Here is a 23,694-nt window from a genome sequence, read left to right as displayed (position 1 = left end):
GAAGCGGCCCTGTCAGGCGGGAACAGATTCCGCAGCAGCCTCCCGCTCCCAAACCCGATGCCCCTCGACCGCTTTGACAAAGGCATCTACCGCCTGTTGGTCATCACCCAGCAGCAATCCTTTGTCTTCCTTCAGCCCCAGCGTGCCCAATAGTTCCTGAGTCAACACCAGCGCCTTGAGGTGCTTGTAGCCCTCCAGCAAGAAGTGCTTGGCCAAGCCGCTGGCCGCAAGCGCATCGGTCGCAGCCTTGCCAGCCGGCACGACGATCCCGTCGAACATGATCGAAGGCATACCCTCCATCGAAGCTGCCACCGGCAACTGCGTGCCATCCGCCGCTTTCACCGGCGCCGAGGTCGGCCCCAGCAGCAGCGGCCGGGCACTGTGCGCCTCGAGTGCCTTGACCAGCTTGTCTACGCTCGCCGCTTCCACGCCGTCCGCCACCAGCACAGCGATCTTGCGCCCCTTGATGCCTACCACGCCTGGGTGATTCATCTGGCTCAGGGCGGGCGATTGCTGCAACTGGCTGCCTTTGACCTGCACGGTGCCCGCCGTAGGCGCAGGCAAGCCCAGGTTGGTAGCCACCGCAGCGGCCAGCTTGAGGTCGATGTTGGCGAGAATCTCGTTCACTTCCCGCACCCGAATCGCCTCCCGTTCCACCTTGCCCAGCTCGAAGCTGTAAGCCTTGATGATGTGCTGTTGCTCGGTCGGGCTCATGCTCTGGAAGAACAGCCGCGCCTGCGAGAAGTGGTCACCGAACGACTCGCTGCGCTGGCGAATCTTGTGCGCGTCGATGCGCTCCTGGTAACTCTCGAAACCGCCGTCCTGCGCGGCAGGCGGGGTTTCTTTCGGCCAGCCGCCATCGATCGAGTTGGGCTCGTAGGAAGCGCGGCCTTTATGCACCAGGTGCTGGTGCAGGGCGTCGCGCTGGTTGTTATGGTTCGGCGCCACCGGCCGGTTGATCGGGATCTGGTGGAAGTTCGGCCCACCCAGGCGACTTAGCTGGGTATCGGTATACGAGAACAGCCGGCCCTGCAGCAGCGGGTCGTTGCTGAAGTCGATACCCGGCACGATATGGCCTGGGCAGAACGCCACCTGTTCCACTTCGGCAAAGAAGTTGTCCGGGTTGCGGTTGAGCACCATCTTGCCCAGCGGCGTGACCGGCACCAGTTCTTCCGGGATGATCTTGGTCGGGTCCAGCAGGTCGAAGTCGAACTTGTGCTCGTCGGCTTCCGGCACGATCTGCACGCCCAGTTCCCATTCCGGGTAATCACCCGTCTCGATGGCTTCCCACAAGTCGCGACGCTGGAAGTCGGTGTCCTTGCCGGCCAGCTTCTGCGCTTCGTCCCACAGCAGGGAATGCACGCCCTGGCGCGGCTTCCAGTGGAACTTGACGAAACTGGCCACACCCTGGGCGTTGATCAGGCGGAAGGTGTGCACGCCGAAGCCTTCCATCATGCGCAGGCTGCGCGGGATGGCGCGGTCCGACATCGCCCACATGACCATGTGCGCCGACTCCGGTACCAGCGAGACGAAATCCCAGAAGGTGTCATGGGCCGAAGCGCCAGTCGGAATCTCGTTGTGCGGCTCGGGCTTCACGGCATGAACGAAATCGGGAAACTTGATCGCATCCTGGATGAAGAACACCGGCATGTTGTTGCCGACCAGGTCGAAGTTGCCTTCATCGGTATAGAACTTGACCGCGAAGCCGCGAACGTCGCGCACGGTATCCGCCGAACCCCGGGGGCCCTGAACAGTAGAAAAGCGCACGAACACCGGGGTGATCTTCTCCGGGTCCTGCAGGAAGCCGGCCTTGGTCAGCTCGGCGTGGTTGCCGTAGCTCTGGAAGTAGCCATGCGCGCCCGTGCCCCGGGCATGCACGATGCGCTCGGGAATACGCTCGTGGTCGAAGTGGGTGATCTTCTCGCGCATGATGAAGTCTTCGAGCAGCGAGGGGCCCCGATCGCCCGCCTTCAAGGTGTTCTGATTATCGGCGATGCGTACGCCCTGGTTGGTGCGCAATGCCTGGCCGGTGGCATCGCTGCGTACGCTTTCCAGGCTTTGAATCTTGGCGTTGGTATTCGCCCGATCAGGCGTGTCGGTACCGGCGAGCTGGCTCTGCTTTGGCGAATCCGGCTTCTTGCTGGGCATCGGGGCTCTCCTCATCAGTCTTCAGGCTGCCCTTGGGGGCATGTTCAAGTAGTGACCGGAGGCGGCTTCGTTGCGTTCAATTCACTTTACCGGTTGTCGCGATATGCCCGATGGATTGGTGCAATACGAAATAAATGCTAAGAACAGCTAAGGGAAAAGGCTAAAATACGCGACCCCAGCTAACCGCTGACCCAAATTCCATGCGCCCCACAAGGTTCGCTACGTGATCGAGTTCCAACAGGTACATAAAACCTACCGCGTTGCCGGTAGGGAAATCCCCGCACTGAATCCGACCAGCCTGACCATCGAAGATGGCCAGGTGTTCGGCCTGATCGGCCATTCCGGCGCCGGCAAGAGCACCATGCTGCGCCTGATCAACCGCCTCGAAGAGCCTTCCGGCGGCACGATCATCGTCGATGGTGAAGACGTCACCGCGTTCAACGCCAGCCAGCTGCGCGGCTTCCGCCAGCAGGTCGGGATGATTTTCCAGCATTTCAACCTGCTGGCCTCCAAGACCGTCGCCGACAACGTCGCCCTGCCGCTGACCCTGGCCGGCGAGCTGTCGCGCAGCGAAATCGACAAGCGCGTCACCGAGCTGCTGGCCCGCGTGGGCCTGTCCGACCATGCCCGCAAGTACCCGGCGCAATTGTCCGGCGGCCAGAAGCAGCGCGTCGGCATTGCCCGCGCCCTGTCCACCAACCCGAAAATCCTGCTGTGCGACGAGGCCACCAGCGCGCTCGACCCGCAGACCACGGCCTCGGTCCTGCAATTGCTGGCCGAGATCAACCGTGAGCTGAAGCTGACCATCGTGCTGATCACCCACGAAATGGACGTGATCCGCCGGGTCTGCGACCGCGTGGCGGTGATGGACGCGGGCCGGATCGTCGAGCAGGGCTCGGTGGCCGAGGTGTTCCTGCACCCGCAGCACCCCACCACCAAGCGCTTCGTCCAGGAAGACGAGCAGGTCGACGAAGGCGAGCAGCGCGACGACTTCGCCCACGTGCCAGGGCGCATTGTGCGCCTGACCTTCCAGGGCGACGCTACCTATGCGCCGCTGCTGGGCACCGTGGCCCGCGAAACCGGTGTGGACTACAGCATCCTCGCCGGGCGTATCGACCGCATCAAGGATGTTCCGTATGGCCAGCTCACCCTCGCCCTGATCGGCGGTGACATGGAAGCGGCGTTCACCCGCTTCAAGGCAGCTGACGTACATATGGAGGTACTGCGTTGATGGACGCCCTGAATTTCTTCGCCAACGTCGACTGGGCCGAAATCTGGCTGGCCAGCGTCGATACCATGATCATGCTGTTCGGCTCGTTGTTCTTCACCGTGCTGCTGGGCCTGCCGCTGGGCGTGCTGCTATTCCTTTGCGGGCCGAAGCAGATGTTCGAGCAGAAAGGCGTGTACGCGCTGCTGTCGCTGGTGGTCAACATCCTGCGCTCGCTGCCGTTCATCATCCTGCTGATCGTGATGATCCCGTTCACCGTGCTTATCACCGGCACCTCGCTGGGCGTCGCCGGGGCCATTCCGCCATTGGTGGTGGGTGCCACGCCGTTCTTCGCGCGCCTGGTGGAAACCGCCCTGCGTGAAGTGGACCGCGGCATCATCGAAGCCACCCAGTCGATGGGCGCAACCACGCGCCAGATCATCACCAGCGCATTGCTGCCGGAAGCCCGCCCAGGCATCTTCGCGGCCATCACCGTCACCGCCATCACCCTGGTCTCGTACACTGCAATGGCCGGTGTGGTCGGCGCCGGCGGCCTTGGCGACCTGGCCATCCGCTTCGGCTACCAGCGTTTCCAGACCGATGTGATGGTGGTCACCGTGGTGCTGTTGCTGGTACTGGTTCAAGTCCTGCAGAGCGTGGGCGACAAACTGGTCGTGCATTTTTCCCGTAAGTAACCCCAATGGGGTCGGCCTGGCCGACCCGTTCGGGGGCCGTCGCGGCCCTCACAAGGAGTGATCAATGAAGAAGCTGCTTGCTGTTGTCGCCGCTGTCGCGGCCTTCTCGGCCCACGCCGAATCCTTGACTGTCGCTGCCACCCCGGTGCCACACGCCGAGATCCTCAACTTCGTCAAACCTGCACTGGCGAAACAGGGCGTGGAGCTGAAGGTCAAGGAATTCACCGACTACATCCAGCCGAACGTACAGGTGGCGGAAAAGCGCCTGGACGCCAACTTCTTCCAGCACCAGCCTTACCTGGATGAGTTCAACAAGGCCAAGGGCACCCAGCTGGTGAGCGTCACCGGCGTGCACATCGAGCCATTGGGCGTGTACTCGACCAAGATCAAGAAGCTGGACGAGCTGTCCTCCGGCGCCACCGTGGTCATCCCCAACGACGCCACCAACGGCGGCCGCGCCTTGCTGCTGCTGGACAAGGCCGGTGTGATCAAGCTGAAGGACAACAAGAACATCCTGTCCACCGTGAAGGATGTTGCCGAGAACCCGAAAAGCCTGAAATTCCGTGAGCTGGAAGCGGCCACCATCCCGCGCGTGCTGACCCAGGTCGATGCGGCCCTGATCAACACCAACTACGCGCTGGAAGCCAAGCTGAACCCGGAAAAAGACGCCCTGGCCATCGAAGGCAGCGACTCGCCGTACGTGAACATTCTGGTTGCCCGCCCGGACAACAAGGATGCGGATGCGATGAAGAAACTGGCCGCAGCACTGCACTCGCCTGAGGTGAAGCAGTTCATCAACGAGAAGTACAAAGGCGCTGTGGTTCCGGCGTTTTAAGTAAACCTATCGCGCTGGATTCTTCGCGGGTAAACCCGCTCCCACAGATACATCGCTAGCCTCAGGCCTTGTGATATCTCTGTGGGAGCGGGTTTACCCGCGAAGCTTTTGCGGCCTATTCAGTCCCGCTTCACCAGCCCCGGCAATTGCGCCACCAGCTTCTGGTTATTGAACGGCGCCCGAATGAACCCCCGCTGACGCCCATCCGGCCCCACAACCGCCAGGTTGCCGCTGTGATCCACGGTATACCCCGGCTTGCTGATATCGGCCGGAATGAACGGAATGCTCAAGGCATTGGCCAGCTTCTGGGTATCTTCGATCGACCCCGCCACGCCGACGAAATCCTTGTCGAAATAACCCAGGTACTGCTTCAGCTGGTTCGGCGTATCGCGGTTCGGGTCCACGCTCACCAGCACCACCTGCAGGCGGTCGAGGGCTTCCCTGGGCAGCTCACTCTTCACCTGGCGCAGCTGGGCCAGGGTGGTCGGGCAGATGTCCGGGCAATAGGTGTAGCCAAAGAACAGCAGCGACCATTTGCCCTTCAGGTCATCCATTTGCACCGGCTGGCCGTCCTGGTTGGTCATGGTCACATCGGCCACGGTACGGCTCTGCGGCAACAGGATGATGCCGGCATCGATCAGCTCGGTGGGGTTGGGCTGGTCGCGGCCACTGAGCACCTTGTTGACGGTCAGGCCCAGGATCAAGGCGACCAGGGCAACGAGGATGAAGACGGTTTTCTGGGTTCGGGTCATAAGCTCGGCAGCAGGTAGTGGTCGAGGAGCAACGCGATGAACAGCGCGAACAGGTAGCCGATAGAGTACTTGAAGGTACCGATCGCCGCGTGCGGCCGGCTGCCACGGTACAACACCCAGGCCCATTGCAGGAAGCGCAGGCCCAGCACGACGGCACAAGCCAGGTACAGCAGGCCACTCATGTGGATGACATAGGGCAGCAGGGTGATCGCCAGCAATATCAGCGTGTAGAGCAGGATGTGCAGCTTGGTGTAGCGCTCGCCGTGGGTGACCGGCAGCATCGGGATGTCGGCCTTGGCATATTCGGCTTTGCGGTGAATGGCCAAGGCCCAGAAGTGCGGCGGGGTCCAGGCGAAGATGATCAGCACCAGCAACAAGGGTTCGGCGCTGATGTGCCCGGTGACCGCTACCCAGCCAAGCAGCGGCGGGGCAGCCCCGGCCAGGCCGCCGATGACAATGTTCTGCGGCGTGGCACGCTTGAGAAAGCCGGTATAGATCACGGCGTAACCGATCAGCGAGGCGAGGGTCAGCCAGGCGGTGAGGGCGTTGGTGAATAGCAGCAGCACCGCCATGCCCGACAGCGCCAGGCCGAGGGCGAACAGCAAGGCCGGCAGCGGTTCGACACGGCCCTGAGCGAGTGGGCGCTTGTGGGTGCGAGCCATCAGCGCATCGATACGACGATCGACCACGTGGTTGACCACCGCCGCCCCGCCGGCACACAGGCCGATGCCCAGGTTGCCGAACACCAGCACCTGCCACGCCACCCCCGCGCGCGAGGCCAGCAACATGCCCACCAGCGAGGTGATCAACATCAGCACCACCACTTTGGGCTTGGTCAGTTCCAGGTAGTCGCGCCAGCCGGCACGCTGTCCCTGTGCTTTCAGAAGCGTCGCCACAGTGCATTCCTCGGGTGTGGGGCGACGCCCGCGCCGGCCATCGGCGTCAGGCGCCAGCCTTGGCTGATATGAATTTGGTCAGCCACCCGAATGCGGTAGTTCAGGAAAACCATGGTCAGCAACAACAGAGCACCGCCGGCATTGTGTGCCACCGCCACGGCCAACGGCAGATGCAACAGCACGTTGGCCAGCCCCAGGCTTACTTGCACAGCCAGCGCCAACAGTACCAGCCGCGCCAGGCCATCGAGGCGGTTGCGGTGCAGCTTCCAGCTGAGCAGCAACAGCACCAGTGTCACCGCCAGCGCGCCCAGCCGATGGCTGATATGAATGGCCGTGCGCGCATCGCTGTCGAGCTGGCCGCCCAGGTAGTTCGGGCCGACGTGCTGGGTCAGATGAAAACCGTTGCTGAAGTCCGCTGCCGGCCACCACTCGCCGTGGCAGGTTGGCAGGTCGATGCAGGCCACGGCGGCGTAATTGGCGCTGACCCAACCACCCAGGGCGATCTGGCCGACCACCACCAGCAGGGCCAGCGCGGCGATCCGGCGCAGGCTCAGCGGCAATTTCGGCAAGGGCGCAAAGGCGCGGGACAGACGCAGGGACAACAGGAACAGCAGGCTCACCGTGGTGAAGCCGCCCAGCAGGTGCGCAGTGACCACCTGCGGCCAGAGTTGAAGCGTGACGGTCCACATGCCGAACGCGGCCTGGGCCAGTACCACGCCCAGCAGCAGCACCGGCAGGCGATACGGTTGGCCATCGCGGGCATGCCGGCGCACGGCCTGCAGGGCGAGCAGGGCAATCACCACGGCCAGGCTCCCGGCGAAATAGCGGTGGACCATCTCGGCCCAGCCTTTGGCGGCTTCTACCGGGTGTTCGGGGAAATGCAGCTCGGCATGGGCCAGCTGTGCTTCGCTCTTGGGCACGCTGATGAAGCCGTAACAGCCAGGCCAGTCGGGGCAACCCAGGCCGGCGTGGGTCAGGCGGGTATAGGCACCGAGCAGGACGACCAGCAATGCCAACAGGGTGGCGAACACAGCAAGGCGGAATCCGGGTCTGGCCATGGCAGGCTCCTAGCCGATGTTGGACAGCTTGAGCAGGTGGCGCAGGTCGTCCAGCACATGCTTGCCGTTGACCTTGGCGTCGTAGCGCAGCACCAGGTTGCCGTGCGGGTCGACGATCCATAGCTGCGGGCCGGCCTCGCCAACCTTTTCCAGGTAGCGTTGCGTATCCAGCGGGTACCGCTGCAGCTGCGGATATTCACGGCCGAGCAGCACCTGGTAGTCGGCACTCAGCGGTTGCGCGGCCGCCAGCGCGTGGCTGGCACGGCTGGCATCGCGCCCCAGGCCAACCTGAATCTGCCGGGCCAGGTACACCAGCCGCTGGCAATCCTCGGCACAGGCCTGGGGTGCGCTGACCAACAGCTGCCAGCGCTGATCCTGGCCGGCCACGCCAAGGTCGGCCCGGCTCTCGCCGTTGCCGATCATCATGCCGTGGTAGCTGCGGCCTTCCGGCACCCAGAACTTGAGCTTGTACATGCTGGTGGCGAGGATCATCGGCCCAAGCACTACCAGCAGGATCAAGAGCAGCTGCAAACGCCCGCGAACCCTGGGTTTGCTGTGTTCAGGCACTTCCAGTGGAGTGGCGGTGGCCATGGCGTTTCTCCTTGTTTTGGTGCCAACCGAAATAGAGGTAGAGCAGTACCAAAGCGCTGGCCAGGGCAAACCACTGCACGGCGTACCCCAGGTGTTTTTCCGGGCCCATGGCGACGATTGGCCAGTCCAGGCGATAGGCTGCCGGGCCGGGTTCCAGGCGCAGCTCCTGGGCGAAGCCTTCGCGCTCGAGCCGTTGCCAGAGGCGTACGGTATCCACGGCAGTGAGCAGCTGCGGCCATTCGCCGCCGGCAGGGTCGGGATGCAGCTGGAATGTGTTGCCGGGCGCGACATAGACCGAAGCGTCCAGCGCCAACGCCTGGGCCGGGGTGTCGAAATGCACCGGCACACGGCGATCCGGCCAAGGCAGCCAGCCACGGTTGACCAGCAGCCACAGGCCGCTGGCCTGGTCATGGAAGGGTTGCAGCAGCTCGACACCGGCCCGGCCATCGCGCATGCGGTTGTCCAGCAGCAGGCTGTGCGCGGCATCGAAGCGGCCATAGAGGTGCACGCGGCGGAAGGCATTGTCTTCGTGGGCCAGAAGCTGGACCGTGGCCAGTGGCGCCTCGGCCCGTCGTTCGGCATAGGTCGCCAGCAACACGCGCTTCTCTGCGGCGCGGCCGAGTTGCCAGCAGCCAAGCGCGATCAACCCCGGCAGCAGCGCAAGCACCACCAGGGTAGGTATCCAGCCCGGGCGAAACGCCTTCATCGCCGCCTCGCCAGGCCGATCGCTATACTTATCCACATCACCGCATCCCCCCGGAGTAGCGCCATGCTCAAGGCCGCGATTGTCCTGATGCTGTTGGCCACGATTGCCAGCCTGTTCAGTGGCCTGGTGTTTCTGGTCAAGGACGATGAAAACTCGACCCGTTTGCTGAAAGCGCTGACCGTGCGGGTGACCCTCGCGGCGCTGACCATCGGCCTGGTCGCCTGGGGCTTCATCAGTGGTCAGCTCGTATCTCACGCCCCTTTCTGAAGTTTTCACCTGACCCTGTGGGAGCGGGCATGCCCGCGAATGCGATGTTGAATGTACCGACGCATTCGCGGGCGCGCCCGCTCCCACAGGGTTCTCTATTCACAGCACATAGACAAAGATGAACAACCCCACCCACACCACATCGACGAAGTGCCAGTACCAGCTGGCCGCCTCGAAGCCGAAGTGTTTCTCCGGGTTGAAATGCCCGCGCAGAATGCGCACGAACATCACGATCAGGATGATCGTGCCCAAGGTCACGTGCGCACCGTGGAAGCCGGTGAGCATGAAGAACGTCGCGCCATAGATCCCCGATCCCAGCGTCAGCCCCAGCTTGGTGTAGGCCTCGTGATACTCGAACGCCTGCAGCGCGATAAAGCTGATGCCAAGGGCAATGGTCACGGCCATCCACAGCTTCAGCGGACCACGGTGATCACGGCGCAGGGCATGGTGGGCGAGGGTAATGGTCACGCTGGAACTGACCAGCAAGATGGTGTTGATCAGCGGCAGGTGCCACGGGTCGATCACTTCCTTGGGCGGCGGGAACAGTTTCGGGTCGGGAGTGTGCAGCAAAGGCCAGGTGAACTCGAAGGTCGGCCACAGCATGTGCGCCACCCCTTTGGCCCCTTCACCGCCCAGCCACGGCCCGGCCAGCACACGCACGTAGAACAGCGCACCGAAGAACGCCAGGAAGAACATCACCTCGGAGAAGATGAACCAGCTCATGCCCCAGCGGAACGAGCGATCCAGCTGCGCGCTGTACAGCCCCGCGCGGCTCTCGCGCACCACCGCACCGAACCAGCCGAACAGCATGTAGGCCAGGAACAACGCACCAACGAAGAAAATCAGCGGCCCGTGCGACTCCGGGTGGCCGGCCTTCAGGTCGTTGAACCACGTGCCCAGGCCGAACACCGTGATGAACATGCCGATGGTGGCGATGATCGGCCACTTGCTCTGCGCCGGGACGTAGTAGTGCTCATGACTTGCCATTGCTGTTCTCCTTCCCTCAACGGGCGCCCTGGACGCCCTGGGCCGCGACATGTGCGACCGGCGGGTGGCGAGCGGTGATGTCGAACAAGGTGTAAGCCAGTGTCAGGTGCTTCACGCTGGCCGGCAGGTCGCGGTCGACGATGAAGCGCACCGGCATCTCGATGCGTTCGCCGGGCTGCAGCACCTGCTGGGTAAAGCAGAAGCACTCGGTCTTGTGGAAATACGCCGCCGCCTCGGCCGGGGTAATGCTGGGGATGGCTTGCGCGCTCATCGGCCGGTCGGTCGGGTTGTGGGCAATGAAGATCATCTGGTTGACTGCCCCCGGGTTGACCTCCAGCTGGTCGGCGGTGGAGTAGAAGTCCCAGACCATGTCGCTGGCGTTGGTCGACATGAACTGCACCCGCACCGACCGCGTCGGGTCGCTGACCTGGCTGCCTGCGTACTGCCCGCCAGTCTTGCCATTGATACCGAAGGCCTTGCACATCACGTCGTAGATCGGCACCAGGGCGAAGCCGAAGGCGAACATCACCACCGTCAGCATCAGCAGGCGCAGCACCAGGCGTTTCAGCGACAGGCCGTTCATGGCAGGGTCCCTATTTCACTTCCGGTGGGGTCTGGAAGGTGTGGTAGGGCGCCGGCGAAGGGATCGACCATTCCAGGCCCTCGGCGCCATCCCAGGGCTTGGCCGGTGCCGGCGCGCCGCCGCGGATACACTTGATGACGATGAACAGGAAGAAGATCTGCGTGGCACCGAACATGAACGCGCCGATCGACGAGACCATGTTGAAGTCGGCGAATTGCAGGTTGTAGTCGGGAATCCGCCGCGGCATGCCAGCCAGCCCCACGAAGTGCATGGGGAAGAAGGCCATGTTCATGCCGACGAACGACAGCCAGAAGTGCAGCTTGCCGAGGGTTTCGTCGTACATGTGGCCGGTCCATTTCGGTAACCAGTAGTAGGCCGAAGCGAAGATGCCGAAGATGGCCCCCGGCACCAGCACATAGTGGAAGTGCGCGACCACGAAATAGGTGTCGTGGTACTGGAAGTCGGCCGGCGCAATGGCCAGCATCAACCCGCTGAAGCCGCCGATGGTGAACAGGATGACGAAGGCGATGGCGAACAGCATCGGTGTCTCGAAGGTGAGCGAGCCTTCCCACATGGTGCTGACCCAGTTGAACACCTTCACCCCGGTGGGCACGGCGATCAGCATGGTGGCGTACATGAAGAACAGCTCGCCGACCACCGGGATGCCGACCACGAACATGTGGTGGGCCCAGACGATGAAGGACAGGAAGGCGATGGCACCGGTGGCGTAGACCATGGAGGTGTAGCCGAACAGCGGCTTGCGCGAGAACGCCGGGATGATCGAACTGACCGCACCGAAAGCCGGCAGGATCATGATGTACACCTCGGGGTGGCCGAAGAACCAGAACACGTGCTGGAACAGCACCGGGTCACCGCCACCGGCGGCACTGAAGAAGCTGGTGCCGAAATGGATGTCCATCAGCATCATGGTCACCACGCCGGCCAGCACCGGCATTACCGCGATCAGCAGAAACGCGGTGATCAGCCAGGTCCAGACGAACAGGGGCATTTTCATCAGGGTCATGCCCGGGGCACGCAGGTTGAGGATGGTGGCGATCACGTTGATCGCACCCATGATCGAGCTGACACCCATCAGGTGGATGGCGAAGATGAAGAAGGTGACGCTGGCCGGGGCGTAGGTGGTGGACAGCGGGGCGTAGAAGGTCCAGCCGAAATTCGGCCCGCCACCCGGGCTGAACAAGGTCGAGACCAGCAGCAGGAAGGCCGCCGGTAGCAGCCAGAAGCTGAAGTTGTTCATCCGCGGCAGGGCCATGTCGGGGGCGCCGATCATCAGCGGGATCATCCAGTTGGCCAGGCCGACGAAGGCCGGCATCACCGCGCCGAACACCATGATCAGGCCGTGCATGGTGGTCATCTGGTTGAAGAACGCCGGCTCGACGATCTGCAGCCCGGGCTGGAACAGCTCGGCACGGATGACCATGGCGAACGAGCCGCCGAGCAGGAACATGATGAAGCTGAACCACAGGTACATCGTGCCGATGTCCTTGTGGTTGGTGGTCAGCACCCAGCGCATCAAGCCCTTGGCCGGCCCGTGTGCATGCTCATGGCCGTGGGCGTGGTCGTCGATCACTGCACTCATGTCCTGTCTCCTGCAATCTGCTGATTGCCGCGAGTAACCCGGTTCATTGCGCTTCTGCCTGCTTCAGCGCCAGCACGTCCTTCGGCGTGACCATGTCACCCTTGTTGTTGCCCCAGGCGTTGCGCTCGTAGGTCACCACGGCGGCGATATCCACTTCCGAAAGTTGCTTGCCGAACGCGGCCATGGCTGTGCCGGGCTTGCCGTGGAAGACGATGCCCAGGTGGGCTTCCTTGGGCCCGGTGGCAATCTTCGAGCCCTTGAGCGCCGGGAACATCGGTGGCAGCCCTTGGCCCTCGGCCTGGTGACAGGCGACGCAGGTGGTGTGGTAGACCTTGTCGCCACGCGCCACCAGCTCTTCCAGGGTCCATTCCTTGCTGGTCAGCTCCTTGAGCTTGGCCGCTTCCGCCTTGCGTTCGCCGAGCCAGGTGTCGTAATCGGCCTTCGACTTGACCTCGACCACCACCGGCATGAAGCCGTGGTCCTTGCCGCACAATTCGGTGCACTGGCCGCGGTAGATGCCGGGCTTGTCGATACGGGTCCAGGCTTCGTTGACGAAGCCGGGGATGGCGTCACGCTTGACCGCGAACGCCGGCACCCACCAGGAGTGGATGACGTCGGCGGCGGTGACCAGGAAGCGCACCTTGGCGCCAACCGGCAGCACCAGCGGCTGATCGACTTCGAGCAGGTAGTGCTCGTCCTTGGGTGCCTTGTTGTGGATCTGGTCGGCGGGGGTGGCCAGGTTGCTGAAGAACTCCACATCCTGGCCCAGGTATTTGTAATGCCATTTCCACTGGTAACCGGTCACCTGGATGTCGATGTCCGACTCGCTGGCATCGTAGATGTCGATCAGGGTCTTGGTGGCCGGGATGGCCATCGCCACCAGAATCAGGAAGGGCACCACCGTCCAGAGGATTTCCACCCAGGTATGTTCGTGGAAATGCGCAGCCTGTTGGCCGGTGGAGCGGCGGTGGATCACCATCGACCAGAACATCGCAGCAAACACGACGACGCCGATGATCACGCAGATCCAGAAGATGGTCATGTGCAGGTCGAAGACGGCGTTGGAGACTTCCGTCGCCCCCGGGTGCATGTTCACGGTCCAGGCGGCGTTGGCCTGACCAAAAACCGACCACAACAGGAGGCCCATCCAGACATGTGGATGTCGCATCATTGCGGGTTCCCCTTCTCGTTCTTGTAGTCCCGGAGGCGTGGCCTGCGGCAAGAGGGAACGGCGGTCAAGACTGCCTGGCTTCGACGACCGAGCCCCTGCTAAAAGCAGTCGGGCCTCATCAGCGAATCACGTTCACCGGGAGTATAGCCAGCGACCAACGGCACGCAACGAAGGCCGTGAAATGAACTGAATGAATTGGCTGAAAGCGTTGAAACCCGCGTGTTTGACAGGGAATGGCATAATAATGTCATTTCGATATGCCCGAGCCTGCACACGTTTGCGCGACTTATAACAAATACGTCTTAGGTATTCTGTATACCGAGCTAATTTAGTGTCTTCCGTTTGAAACGTAATGTCCCTGGAGTTGTCATGAACATCGCTGCTGTACGCGAGCAGGTAAGCCAAGCCCATCAACACGAAGGCCAGACCGGCCAATTGAAAGCGCGTCTCGAGCTGCAACTGCCCCATCTGCACCCCTCGATCCAACTGCCTGAGCAGGACGCCCAGGGTACTTTGGTGCGTTTCGTCAGCGCCTACATCGACCAGGTTCCGGAATTGCTCGAGGCCGCTCACGAAGCCGCCCGCGAGGCCGGGATCGAATCCCAGATCAAACCGGTACTGAAAATCGCCGAGGCCTACTTCCTGCAGCCGCCCAGCGTGATGCAAGGGCATGTCGGCCTGGACTGTCTGCTGGATGAAGCCTACCTGGCGCACCGCCTGGTGGAAGAGGTGAACGACCTGTACATCCGCCACTTCCAGCAGCCGCTGATCCCGGTCGACACCACCGTTGCCAACCTGATTGCCCACCAGTTGATTGGCGAGAGCTTTGCCAACCAGCTGGACGAAGTGGTGCATCACTCGGTGGACGAGATGCTCAATGATGAGAGCTTTGCGGTGGAATCGGTGGAAGCCTACCGCGAAAAGCTGAGCAGCCCGGAAACCGGCGCGGCCTGGAAGCGCTGGCCGTGCCTGTCGCGGCAGCTGGGGGTCGAGCTGGGGCAGCCGGCCTGACCCATTTGTTGTTCCGGCCTCTTCGCGGGTAAACCCGCTCCCACAGGTACTGCACAGGGTTCAAAGCCTGCGCAGTACCTGTGGGAGCGGGTTTACCCGCGAAGAGGCCAGTTCAGGCGATACAGGCTTTCAGCTTCAGACTCCGACCCCCGCCGTAGTCCGCAACCGCCCCTCGATCCGCCGTTTCAACCGCCGCTGCTCGATCAACAACCGCGACCCATTGGCCGAATTGCTGCGGCTCCAGTCTTCAAGCAACTCAAGGCAGGAGTGGTCGATATAGCTGAGGTTGCCGAGCGGCACATGCAGGGTGGTCCCCGCCGGCACGGTGCCGAGCACCTGGGTCAGCGCCGGCACCTTGAGGAAGGTGGCCGCGCCGCTCAGCCGCAGTTCCATGTGCCCAGCCTGCTCCAGGCTGACCAGGTTGATCTTCAACCGCGCCGCCTTGAACGCCAGCTTCAGCAAGGTCAGGGCAAAGCCCAGCAGCACGCCGGTCAGCAGGTCGGTAAAGATGATCGCCAAGGCCGTCGCGGCGTAGGTGAACATCGGCATCCGGCCATAGCGGCCCAGGCCGCGAAATGCCTTGAAGTCCACCAGCTTGATCCCGGTGAACACCAGCACACCCGCCAGGCTGGCCACCGGGATCTGCTGCAGCACGCTGCTCAGCGCCACCACGAACGCCAGCAGCCACAAGCCATGGAAGATCGCCGAAGCCCGGGTCTGCGCGCCGGCCTGGACGTTGGCCGAGCTACGCACGATCACCCCGGTCATCGGCAACGCGCCCAGTATCCCGCACAGCATGTTGCCGATGCCCTGGGCCGACAGCTCGCGGTCGAAATCCGAGCGCTGGCCGCTGTGCATGCGGTCAACCGCTGCCGCTGACAACAAGGTTTCGGCACTGGCGATGAAAGCCAGGGCAAACGCGGCGACCAGCAGGGCAGGGTCGGCCAGTTGCATCAGGTCAGCCGGGCGAATCCAGTCGATCGCCTCGGACAGGTCCGCCGGCACCTGCACGCGGTTTACCGGCAAGGCCAGCCACATGCTCACAGCCGTCATCGTCGCCACCCCCAGCAGGGCGCCCGGGACGAAACGCAAGCGCTGCGGGCGCAGGCGCTCCCAAAGCCACATGATGGCAATGGTGCCCAGGCCCAGCGCACCCGCCTGCCAACCCGAACCCGTGCTTTCCTGCGGCAGGGCCGCCATCACCGTGCCGGGGAATTCCAGCAGGTTCTGCAGGCCGGACGGCTGCGGCGCGGTGTCGAACATCACGTGCACCTGGGACAACACGATCAAAACACCTATCCCCGCCAGCATGCCGTACACCACTGCCGGCGCGGTAACCCGGAACCAGCAGCCCAGGCGCATGCGCCCGGCCAACAACTGCAGCAGGCCGGCCAACAGCAGGATCGGCCCGAGCATGGCCATGCCATGCTGGCGCACCAGTTCGAACACCAGTACCGCCAGGCCGGCGGCCGGGCCGCTGACCTGCAACGGCGAACCGGCGAGGAAACCCACGACGACGCCGCCGATAATGCCGGTAATCAGGCCTTTGGCCGGCGGCATGCCCGAGGCGATCGCAATGCCCATGCACAACGGCAGGGCCACCAGAAAGACCACTACCGACGCCAGCAACTCGCGCGGCAGGGCCGCTTTCAACTGTGTAATGTTCACCGTGTTTCTCCTTTCTTAGTCACACAGCCATTCCTCTGGCCATGGGCACGTTTGACCCCGACGAGCGCGCAGGCGCGGGCCGCCAGCGGGCGCGCCGGCAGGCAGTCAGGGAATTCAGGGCAGCCGAAGGCCGCGCCACACCCCTACAGGGTGCAGCCGGCTATCAAGGTTTCAGCGGGTGGACGGGTCGCTTAGTAGCGGCCTCTCGGAGTGGCGCAGGGAACGGGTTCGCCAGCGGCCAGGGGCAGGAAGCTGTCGCTGGCGGCGTCGTAGGCTTCGATCTTGCTGGTCTCGATGTCGTAGACCCAGCCATGAATGAACAGCTCACCGGCTGCCAGGCGCGAAGCCACCGAAGGGTGGGTGCGCAAGTGATGCAGCTGGGCGATGACGTTTTCCTTGGTCAGCACCTGCATCGTTTCGTGCTCGCTACCGCACGAGCAGTTGTTCTCGACCACCGTGCGGGCCACTTCGGCGTGGCGCAACCAGGCGGAAACGGTCGGCATCTTGGTCAGCGATTGCGGGTTGAGCACCGCACGCATGGCGCCGCAGTCGGAGTGGCCGCAGACGATGATGTGATGCACTTTCAACGCCAGCACGGCGTACTCGATGGCGCTGGAAACGCCGCCGTTCATCTGGCCATACGGCGGTACCACGTTACCGACGTTACGGGTGACGAACAGGTCGCCCGGCGAGCTCTGGGTGATCAGCTCGGGGACGATGCGCGAGTCGGCGCAGGTAATGAACATGGCACGCGGGGTTTGCGCGGTGGCGAGCTTCTTGAACAGCTGTTGCTGCTCGGGGAAAACGTCATGGTGAAAACGCAGGAAGCCGTCGACGATGTGCTTCAGGGCGGCATCGGCGCTCTCCGCGGGGACCTGCGGTACGACCTTGGATGGGTCCTTGACGGGCATGATTCATCCTCTTGACGGTGTGTTGGTAAATCCATTTTACCGGTGAAAGATTCTGGCTATGCAGGGTTTTAGATGACGCGCACGGGCCATAGATCACAGTCTTCGTGGACTGGTTGCCTACGCTAGCGGGGAAAACTTAACTGAAACTTAATTCGAAGGCTCTAGAACGCATGTTCCAGATGGGGAAGGCGGGAACTGGATAATAGCAAAAAAACATCAATTGCCAATATGTATTAGCGTGATTATTGGCTGTCATTAGTTGTGTTGTTAGCAGAGCATAGCCCCGTGGGAGCGGGCATGCCCGCTCCCACAAGAGCCGCGTCACCATTACGCGATCAGAACAACGCCATCTGCCCACCCGGTGGGCAGAATGCCGAGCAATCCAGCGCCTGCGCTTCCCTTCCTTCGAAGTCCAGCCGCTTCATGGCCTTGGCAAACCGCTGCGCCAGCAACTCGGCAAACACCCCTTCACCGCGCATGCGCGCGCCGAAGCGGCTGTCATACAGTTCACCACCGCGGCTCTGGCGGATCAGGCTCAACACATGCGCGGCCCGCTGCGGGTAATGGTCGTGCAGCCATTGCTCGAACAACGGCGCCACTTCCAGCGGCAGGCGCAGCATCATGTAGGCCGCGCTTTGCGCACCCGCCTCCCTGGCCGCCTGCAGCAGGTGCTCCAGTTCACTGTCGTTGATCATCGGAATCATCGGCGCACACAACACCCCGACCGGCACCCCTGCCTCGCGCAGCACGCGGATCGCCCGCAAGCGCGCCTTGGGCGACGCCGCACGCGGCTCCAGCACCCGTTTCAGGTCATCGTCCAGCGTGGTCAGGCTGATCATCACCCGCGCCAGGCGCTGGCGCGCCATTTCGGCCAGCAGGTCGAGGTCGCGCAACACCAGCGAGCCCTTGGTGACGATGGTCACCGGGTGGCGAAAGCGCAGCAGCACTTCAAGCAGGCGCCGGGTCAGCAGTTGCTCACGCTCGATCGGCTGGTAAGGGTCGGTATTGGCGCCGAGATTGATCGGCGCGCAGACGTAGCCGGGTTTGCTCAGTTGCTCAGCCAGCACTTCGGCGGCGTTGGTCTTGGCGATCAGTTTGGTCTCGAAGTCCAGGCCTGGGGAAAGGTCCCAGTAGGCGTGGGATGGCCGGGCGTAGCAGTAGATGCAGCCATGCTCGCAGCCACGGTAGGGGTTGATCGAACGGTCGAAGGGCAGGTCGGGCGAGGTGTTGCGGCTGATCACCGACTTGGCCGTCTCGGCCCGCACCTCGGTGCCCTGGGTTTGCGGCACTTCCTGGTACCAGCCGTCATCCTCGGCCAGCGAATGGTTGGCGGCGAAGCGATTGTGCGGATTGTGCGCCGTGCCACGGCCCTTTTGCGGTGCTGGAGGAATCATGAGCCACCCGTATACTGTATTCATATACAGTATCGCGCGTTCGATGATCTTTCCAGCACCTCCGGTCAGCGTGCCTTCACTTCAAGCCATGCCAGTGCAGGTAGGGCGCCTGGCTCGGCTGCCGGCCAAGGAACGCTTCCATGCCTTGGTGCAACGGGCGCGATGCCCCTGGGGCAAACAACGTTTCTTGCAACGCCCGGCCAGTGCCCCGGTTCAACAAGCCTTCAGCCGCGAAGCGGGTGAACAGGTCGAAGGCGTATACATCCGACCACAGGTAGGCGTAATAGCCGGCATCGTATCCGTTCACCAGGTGGTCGAAGGCATGCGCCGGGTGCTCGAAATCGGCCAGCGGCCAGTAGCCACAGCGCTCACGGGCATCACTCAGGCGCTGCTCCAGGGACCGGCCATCGTCCGGCGAGCCATGCAGGTCGAGGTCGAACAACGCCAGGCTCAGATCGCGCGCGGCTTCCTCTACGCTTTGCTGGCGCAAGCGGCGCAGGCACTCATCGGCCCGTGCCCGGGTCAGCTGGCTGCCATCGCGCTGCTGCGCCGAAATCGCCACCAGGTAATCTGCGTCCCAGACCCAACGTTCGAACAGCTTACCGACCAATTCCACGCCATCGGTGCCCAGCTCGGTAACGTTGGACGCCACATGGTTGGTGGTGCGCACCAGCAAATGGTGCAGGGCATGGCCAAACTCATGAAACAGTTTGCGCAGTGCCAGGTGGTCCAGTAACGGCTGGTCACCTGGCAGCACTGGCGGCACATCGCTGTAAATCACCACCGAAGCAGCCTGGTAGATCCCTTCGGCATCGACCCGGCGGTTGCGCATGTAGGTGGTGAACACCGACTCAGGCTGTTTGCCGTCATGCTGGACCGCGTCCAGGTACAGAAAACCAATGAAGGCATTGTCCTGCCACACTTCGAAAGGCTGCACGCTCGCGTGCCAGACAGGCAGCGGCCTGGCCCGCAACTCCAGCCCCAGCAGCTGTTCCGCCAACTGCTGCAACGCGATGACCACAGCATTCAGCGGGAAGTACTCGCGCAACGCTTCGGTGGAAATCCCGGTGCTCGTTGCCGCCTGCAGATAGGCGATATCCCAGGGTTGCACCTTGCCCAGGCCGGCGGCACTGGCCTGCCGCTCGACCTGGGCGCGCCACTGCAGCATGGCAGGGCGCAGCTGGTCAGCCAGGTCGTGAAGAAAACTGCGCACCTGGGCAACCGAGCCTGCACTCTTGGTATGCAGGCTCTGCTCCAGATGGCTGGCAAAGCCGAGCAGTCGGGCTTTTTCTTCAAGCCATTTCGCCAACTGCTGCAAGTGCACGCGATTGTCCTGGGTTGGGTCGTCACTGACACCGCGGGCGTGATAGGCGCGATACACGCGCTCACGTAGCGGCCGGCTCGCGGCATGTTTGAGCACATCTTCGGTGGCAACGCTTTCACAGGCGATCAGCCACCCCGAGGCGCCTGCTTCCTGAGCTCGTGCCGCCCATTCGTCGCGCACCCGCTGAGGAATGCCGCTCAGCTCGGCTTCGTCGGTGACGCTCAGCCCTGGCCGGCTGACGTTGTGGCGGAAGGCATCGCGGGCCTTGCCGATCTGCGCCTGCAGCTCTGCCAGGCGCAGCTTGCCGGCGGCGTCGAGCAACGCCCCGTTGGCGTTGAACTTGTCCAGGTGCCAACGCAGGGTGGCGCGCTTCTGGGCATCCAGTTGCTTGCCGATCGCGCTGTTGGCCAGCCGCTCGTAAAGGGCCTGCAAGGCGGAGTTGGCGAACTTGCGGTCGAAGCGTTCCGTGGCCTTGCCGAAGAAATCGATGATGGCATTGGCCCAGCTATCATCCCGGCCAAGCAATGGCGAAGCAGCGTACAACACCGCCAGCAGCTGGGCATCCAGCCCGTCCACTGCCAGCACCATGTCATCCCAGGTCGGCATGGCCTGCTGGTCGCGGATGATGCGCAGGATGCCTTGTTCATGCGCCAACAGCGCGTGATCGAAGGCAGCTTGCATGTTTTGAAGGGTGATCGATGGGTAATCGACGGGGGTATGGCTATTTTGCAGAAGCGGGTTGTCCATGGCGCAACACCTTGCTCTTGGGAAAGAGCGGGCGAGCTTGCATGGCCCACTGGCAGAGCGTGGCCTGACTATCTACCACCCGGGCACCGCGCCCGGGTAGCACAACGGCTTTACTCAGCCGGTTTCTTCAGCTTCGGGTTAGGAAAGAACTGCACGGTCTGCACCTGGGCCGGCGCGGCCTTCGCTGCCGGCTGGTTGACCCGGGTACCGAGTTCCTTGGGCACCGACAAGCCTTGCTCGTTGAGGGTATCGGTAAACCCGCAGGCCACGCACTCGCGGTGCGGTACACCGTCTTCGTTCCACATCATCAGCTTGTCGGTTTCGCTGCATGCCGGGCATACCGCCCCGGCAATGAAGCGTTTCTTGGTCTTGTTCACGGCTCCCTCACTCATGCCGCAGCGGCCTCGCTCAGGCCACTGTGGCGCAGCAACGCATCGATGGAAGGTTCACGGCCACGGAAGTCGACGAACAGCTCCATCGGCTCGCGCGAACCACCCCGGGCCAGGATCGCTTCACGGAAGGCGCGCCCGGTCTCGGCATTGAGCACGCCTTCTTCCTCGAAGCGCGAGAAGGCGTCGGCCGACAGCACTTCGGCCCATTTGTAGCTGTAGTAGCCCGCGGCGTAACCGCCCGCAAAGATGTGCGCGAAGCTGTTGGGGAAGCGGTTGTACGCCGGTGGACGCATGACCGAAACCTCGTCACGCACGCTTTCGAGTACCTGCAGCACGCTGCGCCCGTCGCCATGGCTGGCGTGCAGCTCGAAGTCGAACAGCGAGAACTCCAGCTGACGCACCATCATCATGCCCGATTGGAAGTTCTTCGCCGCCAGCATCTTGTCCAGCAGGTCCTGGGGCAGGGCCGCACCGGTTTCGTAATGGCCGGATATCAGGGCCAGGCCTTCCGGCTCCCAGCACCAGTTTTCCATGAACTGGCTGGGCAGTTCGACCGCGTCCCAGGCCACGCCGTTGATGCCGGAAACCCCGGCATGCTCGATACGGGTCAGCATGTGGTGCAGGCCGTGACCGAACTCGTGGAACAGCGTGGTCACCTCATCATGGGTCAGCAGCGCCGGCTTGCCGGGCGCGGCCGGGGTGAAATTGCACACCAGGTTGGCCACCGGGCTCTGCAGCTGGCCGGCGGCGGTGCGGCGACGGTCGCGTGCGCCATCCATCCAGGCGCCGCCACGCTTGTTGGCGCGGGCATACAGGTCGAAGAAAAAGCGCCCGATGTGCTGGCCGTTTTCCTTGATTTCGAACAGGCGTACATCCGGATGCCAGCTGTCGAAGCCCTTGAGTTCGGCGATTTCGATGCCGTACAGGCGCTGCACGATGGTGAACAGGCCGCCGAGCACCTTGTCGATCGGGAAATAGGCGCGCAAGGCTTCCTGCGACACGCTGTAGCGCTGCTCGCGCAGCTTCTCGCCGAAGTAGCCGGCGTCCCAGCTGGCCAGCTCGGGGCAGCCCTGCTCGGCGGCATAAGCCTTGAGCTGCTGCAGGTCCTGGGCGGCGAACGGCCTGGAACGCTTGGCCAGATCACGCAGGAAGCTCAGCACCTGGTCGCTGGACTCGGCCATCTTGGTGGCCAGGCTCAGCTCGGCGTAGTTCTTGTAACCCAGCAGCTCGGCCAGTTCCTGGCGCAAGCCGAGGATTTCCTGCATCACCGGGCCGTTGTCGAACTGGCCGGCATTCGGGCCCTGGTCCGAGGCACGGGTGCAGTAGGCTGCGTACAGCTCCTCGCGCAGGGCGCGGTCGCTGGCATAGGTCATGACCGCGTAGTAGCTGGGGAACTCGAGGGTGATCAGCCAGCCGTCGAGGCCCTTGGCCTGGGCAGCGGCGGCCATCTGCGTCTTGGCCGAATCGGTCAGGCCGGCCAGCGCGGCTTCGTCGGTAACGTGCTTGGTCCAGGCCTGGGTGGCGTCGAGCAGCTGGTTGGAGAAGCGGCTGCCCAGTTCGCTGAGCTTGCTTTGCACTTCGGCGTAGCGTTGCTGTTTATCTGCCGGCAGGTCGATACCCGACAGGCGGAAGTCACGCAGGGCGTGCTCGAGGATAGTCTTTTGCGCCACATCGAAGCCGGCGGCCTCCGGGCTGTCGATCAGCGCCTGGTAGGCTTCGAACAGCGCACGGTTCTGGCCCAGTTCGGTAGAGTAGGCGCTCAGCGCCGGCAGGCATGACTCGTAGGCCTCGCGCAGCTCCGGGCTGTTGCACACCGCATTGAGGTGGCTGACCGGGCTCCAGGCTGCGCCCAGGCGATCGTTCAGTTCGTCCATGGCCAGCACCAGGCTGGCCCAGGTCGGGTTCTTGCCGTGCTTTTCAAGGATCTCGGCAATGGCTTTACGGTTGTCGGCCAGGATCGCTTCGATCGCCGGCAACACGTGTTCAGCACGGATTTGCGAGAAGGGCGGCAGATCGTAGGGCTGCAGAAGCGGGTTGTTCGCACTCACGGTTTGGATACCTTGGCAGAAGAAACACTGCCCCATCTTAATTACAATCGACGCCGACCGCAGCAGGCAGCCTGCCTATCGGCACAGATGAGAGACGCTATCATGGCCATTCGAAGCTTCCAGCAACACACTCCGAAAGTTGGCCCCAGGGCGTTCGTCGACCGTTCGGCGGTGGTCCTGGGAGATGTGGAAATTGGCGAAGACAGCTCGGTCTGGCCGTTGACCGTGGTACGCGGCGACATGCACCGCATCCGCATCGGCGCACGCACCAGCGTGCAGGATGGCAGCGTGCTGCACATCACCCATGCAGGTCCGTTCAACCCGGACGGCTTCCCGCTGATCATCGGCGACGAGGTAACCATCGGCCACAAGGTGATGCTGCATGGCTGCACCCTGGGCAACCGCATCCTGGTCGGCATGGGCAGCACCATCATGGACGGCGCGATCGTCGAGGATGAAGTGATCATTGGCGCCGGCAGCCTGGTACCGCCGGGCAAGCGCCTGGTCAGTGGCTACCTGTACATGGGCAGCCCGGTGAAACAGGCCCGGTTGCTCAACGACCAGGAACGCGCGTTCTTTTCCTACAGCGCCGGCAACTATGTGAAGCTCAAGGACCAGCATCTGGCCGAAGGCTACGATCAACCTGAATGACCGTATTCGCGGGTAAAACCGCTCCCACAGGTACGGCGCCAGCTCCAGGCCC

At 63.1% G+C, this 23,694-nt stretch carries 22 protein-coding genes; 6 read left to right on the top strand and 16 right to left on the bottom strand.

Going from position 1 to position 23,694, the window contains the following annotated elements; translation table 11 throughout:
• Positions 1-12: 12 nt before the first annotated feature.
• A complete protein-coding gene (katE, locus tag C6A77_RS00985) occupies positions 13-2,148 on the bottom strand; it encodes a catalase HPII (RefSeq protein WP_114167640.1) in 2,136 nt (711 codons plus the stop codon).
• Between the two features lie 223 nt (positions 2,149-2,371).
• On the opposite strand from katE, the gene C6A77_RS00980 reads away from it, so the two are divergent.
• The 3 genes from C6A77_RS00980 (at position 2,372) to C6A77_RS00970 (ending at position 4,885) form a co-directional block, all read left to right on the top strand.
• On the top strand, positions 2,372-3,379 hold the full coding sequence (locus tag C6A77_RS00980) for a methionine ABC transporter ATP-binding protein (protein WP_114167639.1): 1,008 nt from the start codon (positions 2,372-2,374) through the stop codon (positions 3,377-3,379).
• The gene (locus tag C6A77_RS00975) at positions 3,379-4,050 is read left to right on the top strand and encodes a methionine ABC transporter permease (protein WP_114167638.1); all 672 of its coding nucleotides are present in this window, start codon (positions 3,379-3,381) and stop codon (positions 4,048-4,050) included. The genes C6A77_RS00980 and C6A77_RS00975 overlap by 1 nt, the downstream gene beginning before the upstream one ends.
• Before the next feature lie 64 nt (positions 4,051-4,114).
• Positions 4,115-4,885, top strand: coding sequence for a MetQ/NlpA family ABC transporter substrate-binding protein (locus tag C6A77_RS00970; RefSeq protein WP_114167637.1), 771 nt, complete (start codon positions 4,115-4,117; stop codon positions 4,883-4,885).
• 119 nt (positions 4,886-5,004) lie between these two features.
• Here C6A77_RS00970 and C6A77_RS00965 read toward each other — a convergent pair whose 3' ends face one another.
• From C6A77_RS00965 to C6A77_RS00945, 5 genes are read right to left on the bottom strand one after another with little or no spacing between them, the layout of a single operon-like run.
• A complete protein-coding gene (locus tag C6A77_RS00965) occupies positions 5,005-5,637 on the bottom strand; it encodes an SCO family protein (RefSeq protein ID WP_114167636.1) in 633 nt (210 codons plus the stop codon).
• On the bottom strand, positions 5,634-6,533 hold the full coding sequence (gene cyoE, locus C6A77_RS00960) for a heme o synthase (protein ID WP_114167635.1): 900 nt from the start codon (positions 6,531-6,533) through the stop codon (positions 5,634-5,636). Before cyoE ends, C6A77_RS00965 begins: the two co-directional genes overlap by 4 nt.
• Positions 6,518-7,591: a COX15/CtaA family protein gene (locus tag C6A77_RS00955; protein WP_114167634.1), complete on the bottom strand. Its 1,074-nt coding sequence runs from the start codon at positions 7,589-7,591 to the stop codon at positions 6,518-6,520. The genes cyoE and C6A77_RS00955 overlap by 16 nt, the downstream gene beginning before the upstream one ends.
• A 9-nt stretch (positions 7,592-7,600) precedes the next feature.
• On the bottom strand, positions 7,601-8,182 hold the full coding sequence (locus C6A77_RS00950) for a hypothetical protein (RefSeq protein ID WP_114167633.1): 582 nt from the start codon (positions 8,180-8,182) through the stop codon (positions 7,601-7,603).
• Entirely contained in the window at positions 8,151-8,888 is a 738-nt protein-coding gene (locus C6A77_RS00945) for an SURF1 family protein (RefSeq protein ID WP_114167632.1), read from the bottom strand. Before C6A77_RS00945 ends, C6A77_RS00950 begins: the two co-directional genes overlap by 32 nt.
• Before the next feature lie 63 nt (positions 8,889-8,951).
• On the opposite strand from C6A77_RS00945, the gene C6A77_RS00940 reads away from it, so the two are divergent.
• Positions 8,952-9,155 (top strand): twin transmembrane helix small protein, encoded by a 204-nt coding sequence (locus tag C6A77_RS00940; protein ID WP_003258925.1) that lies wholly within the window; start codon positions 8,952-8,954, stop codon positions 9,153-9,155.
• A gap of 99 nt (positions 9,156-9,254) precedes the next feature.
• Here the strand turns inward: C6A77_RS00940 and C6A77_RS00935 are convergent, their stop codons facing one another.
• From C6A77_RS00935 to coxB, 4 genes are read right to left on the bottom strand one after another with little or no spacing between them, the layout of a single operon-like run.
• Complete coding sequence (locus C6A77_RS00935; RefSeq protein ID WP_114167631.1) at positions 9,255-10,142, bottom strand: cytochrome c oxidase subunit 3; 888 nt, start codon at positions 10,140-10,142, stop codon at positions 9,255-9,257.
• Between the two features lie 16 nt (positions 10,143-10,158).
• Positions 10,159-10,725 (bottom strand): cytochrome c oxidase assembly protein, encoded by a 567-nt coding sequence (locus C6A77_RS00930; protein ID WP_087501036.1) that lies wholly within the window; start codon positions 10,723-10,725, stop codon positions 10,159-10,161.
• A gap of 10 nt (positions 10,726-10,735) precedes the next feature.
• Entirely contained in the window at positions 10,736-12,325 is a 1,590-nt protein-coding gene (gene ctaD / locus C6A77_RS00925) for a cytochrome c oxidase subunit I (protein ID WP_114167630.1), read from the bottom strand.
• 43 nt (positions 12,326-12,368) lie between these two features.
• Positions 12,369-13,496 (bottom strand): cytochrome c oxidase subunit II, encoded by a 1,128-nt coding sequence (gene coxB, locus C6A77_RS00920; RefSeq protein ID WP_114167629.1) that lies wholly within the window; start codon positions 13,494-13,496, stop codon positions 12,369-12,371.
• Positions 13,497-13,865: 369 nt separating this feature from the next.
• Between coxB and C6A77_RS00915 the strand changes: the two genes are divergently transcribed.
• Positions 13,866-14,507, top strand: coding sequence for a hypothetical protein (locus C6A77_RS00915; RefSeq protein ID WP_114167628.1), 642 nt, complete (start codon positions 13,866-13,868; stop codon positions 14,505-14,507).
• 135 nt (positions 14,508-14,642) lie between these two features.
• Here C6A77_RS00915 and C6A77_RS00905 read toward each other — a convergent pair whose 3' ends face one another.
• The 6 genes from C6A77_RS00905 to prlC form a co-directional block, all read right to left on the bottom strand.
• Positions 14,643-16,175: a SulP family inorganic anion transporter gene (locus C6A77_RS00905; RefSeq protein WP_114167627.1), complete on the bottom strand. Its 1,533-nt coding sequence runs from the start codon at positions 16,173-16,175 to the stop codon at positions 14,643-14,645.
• Between the two features lie 191 nt (positions 16,176-16,366).
• Positions 16,367-17,086 carry a carbonic anhydrase gene (locus C6A77_RS00900; protein WP_114167626.1) on the bottom strand — a complete coding sequence of 240 codons (720 nt, stop codon included), beginning with the start codon at positions 17,084-17,086 and terminating at the stop codon, positions 16,367-16,369.
• A 335-nt stretch (positions 17,087-17,421) separates the two neighbouring features.
• Positions 17,422-18,480, bottom strand: coding sequence for a PA0069 family radical SAM protein (locus tag C6A77_RS00895; RefSeq protein ID WP_114167625.1), 1,059 nt, complete (start codon positions 18,478-18,480; stop codon positions 17,422-17,424).
• A 76-nt stretch (positions 18,481-18,556) separates the two neighbouring features.
• Entirely contained in the window at positions 18,557-20,551 is a 1,995-nt protein-coding gene (locus tag C6A77_RS00890) for a M3 family metallopeptidase (RefSeq protein ID WP_114167624.1), read from the bottom strand.
• Positions 20,552-20,661: 110 nt separating this feature from the next.
• Positions 20,662-20,943, bottom strand: a complete 282-nt coding sequence (locus C6A77_RS00885) for a YheV family putative zinc ribbon protein (protein ID WP_114167623.1) — start codon at positions 20,941-20,943, stop codon at positions 20,662-20,664.
• Positions 20,940-23,027 carry an oligopeptidase A gene (gene prlC / locus C6A77_RS00880; RefSeq protein WP_114167622.1) on the bottom strand — a complete coding sequence of 696 codons (2,088 nt, stop codon included), beginning with the start codon at positions 23,025-23,027 and terminating at the stop codon, positions 20,940-20,942. The genes C6A77_RS00885 and prlC overlap by 4 nt, the downstream gene beginning before the upstream one ends.
• Positions 23,028-23,093: 66 nt before the next feature.
• On the opposite strand from prlC, the gene C6A77_RS00875 reads away from it, so the two are divergent.
• Positions 23,094-23,642, top strand: coding sequence for a gamma carbonic anhydrase family protein (locus tag C6A77_RS00875; protein ID WP_114167621.1), 549 nt, complete (start codon positions 23,094-23,096; stop codon positions 23,640-23,642).
• Positions 23,643-23,694 lie beyond the last annotated feature (52 nt).

It is taken from the genome of Pseudomonas sp. AFG_SD02_1510_Pfu_092 (genome assembly GCF_003331055.1).
In the GTDB taxonomy this organism is placed as follows: Bacteria; Pseudomonadota; Gammaproteobacteria; order Pseudomonadales; family Pseudomonadaceae; genus Aquipseudomonas.
The sequence above is the reverse complement of the archived record's forward strand: the minus strand, read 5'-3'. Positions and strand labels throughout refer to the sequence as shown.

Bases quoted from the DNA above. Each gene is read 5' to 3' on its own strand.
- katE (WP_114167640.1), bottom strand. From the start codon at position 2,148: ATGCCCAGCAAGAAGCCGGATTCGCCAAAGCAGAGCCAGCTCGCCGGT.
- C6A77_RS00975 (WP_114167638.1), top strand. From the start codon at position 3,379: ATGGACGCCCTGAATTTCTTCGCCAACGTCGACTGGGCCGAAATCTGG.
- C6A77_RS00970 (WP_114167637.1), top strand. From the start codon at position 4,115: ATGAAGAAGCTGCTTGCTGTTGTCGCCGCTGTCGCGGCCTTCTCGGCC.
- C6A77_RS00965 (WP_114167636.1), bottom strand. From the start codon at position 5,637: ATGACCCGAACCCAGAAAACCGTCTTCATCCTCGTTGCCCTGGTCGCC.
- C6A77_RS00955 (WP_114167634.1), bottom strand. From the start codon at position 7,591: ATGGCCAGACCCGGATTCCGCCTTGCTGTGTTCGCCACCCTGTTGGCA.
- C6A77_RS00950 (WP_114167633.1), bottom strand. From the start codon at position 8,182: ATGGCCACCGCCACTCCACTGGAAGTGCCTGAACACAGCAAACCCAGG.
- C6A77_RS00945 (WP_114167632.1), bottom strand. From the start codon at position 8,888: ATGAAGGCGTTTCGCCCGGGCTGGATACCTACCCTGGTGGTGCTTGCG.
- C6A77_RS00940 (WP_003258925.1), top strand. From the start codon at position 8,952: ATGCTCAAGGCCGCGATTGTCCTGATGCTGTTGGCCACGATTGCCAGC.
- C6A77_RS00935 (WP_114167631.1), bottom strand. From the start codon at position 10,142: ATGGCAAGTCATGAGCACTACTACGTCCCGGCGCAGAGCAAGTGGCCG.
- C6A77_RS00930 (WP_087501036.1), bottom strand. From the start codon at position 10,725: ATGAACGGCCTGTCGCTGAAACGCCTGGTGCTGCGCCTGCTGATGCTG.
- ctaD (WP_114167630.1), bottom strand. From the start codon at position 12,325: ATGAGTGCAGTGATCGACGACCACGCCCACGGCCATGAGCATGCACAC.
- coxB (WP_114167629.1), bottom strand. From the start codon at position 13,496: ATGATGCGACATCCACATGTCTGGATGGGCCTCCTGTTGTGGTCGGTT.
- C6A77_RS00915 (WP_114167628.1), top strand. From the start codon at position 13,866: ATGAACATCGCTGCTGTACGCGAGCAGGTAAGCCAAGCCCATCAACAC.
- C6A77_RS00900 (WP_114167626.1), bottom strand. From the start codon at position 17,086: ATGCCCGTCAAGGACCCATCCAAGGTCGTACCGCAGGTCCCCGCGGAG.
- C6A77_RS00895 (WP_114167625.1), bottom strand. From the start codon at position 18,480: ATGATTCCTCCAGCACCGCAAAAGGGCCGTGGCACGGCGCACAATCCG.
- C6A77_RS00890 (WP_114167624.1), bottom strand. From the start codon at position 20,551: ATGGACAACCCGCTTCTGCAAAATAGCCATACCCCCGTCGATTACCCA.
- C6A77_RS00885 (WP_114167623.1), bottom strand. From the start codon at position 20,943: ATGAGTGAGGGAGCCGTGAACAAGACCAAGAAACGCTTCATTGCCGGG.
- prlC (WP_114167622.1), bottom strand. From the start codon at position 23,027: ATGGGGCAGTGTTTCTTCTGCCAAGGTATCCAAACCGTGAGTGCGAAC.
- C6A77_RS00875 (WP_114167621.1), top strand. From the start codon at position 23,094: ATGGCCATTCGAAGCTTCCAGCAACACACTCCGAAAGTTGGCCCCAGG.